At 51.8% G+C, this 313-nt stretch carries 2 protein-coding genes; both read right to left on the bottom strand.

Features of this window, described 5'->3' with window-relative positions; translation table 11 throughout:
* Positions 1-188: YfbR-like 5'-deoxynucleotidase (locus BHE89_RS24535; RefSeq protein ID WP_286145789.1), on the bottom strand; the 188-nt coding region annotated here is incomplete at its 3' end.
* The gene (locus BHE89_RS24530) at positions 116-286 is read right to left on the bottom strand and encodes a hypothetical protein (protein ID WP_286145790.1); all 171 of its coding nucleotides are present in this window, start codon (positions 284-286) and stop codon (positions 116-118) included. The genes BHE89_RS24535 and BHE89_RS24530, both read right to left, overlap by 73 nt.
* Between the last annotated feature and the right edge of the window lie 27 nt (positions 287-313).

Below are 313 nucleotides of genomic sequence, written 5' to 3'. Positions count from 1 at the left end.
ATGGCGACTGCATCCTGGAGTTCTTCGGGAAGAGTCTGGATGAGTTTGTCCTCTGCGGCCTTTTCCAGTCGTTCAAACTCACGCTGCAAAACAGCGTTTGCTTTCTTGACCGGTGTTACAACATCCGAACAGAGAACCTCGGCTGCATCATGCAACGAAGCATGAGCAAGCATGACTGCCAGATCCACCGACTTCCCTTGCTGAATGGCAATATTGCAGCCAGGTAGGAAAGCAGGGTAACAACAGCGCTGTGTTCCAACACAGACTCCGGTTGAACAGAGTGCATCAGTGACCAGCGTTTGATCAGGCGTTG

Origin of the sequence: Shigella sp. FC1967 (genome assembly GCF_001743005.1) — a bacterium.
Classification (GTDB): Bacteria; Pseudomonadota; Gammaproteobacteria; order Enterobacterales; family Enterobacteriaceae; genus Proteus.
This window is presented reverse-complemented; position numbering and strand designations above follow the sequence as displayed.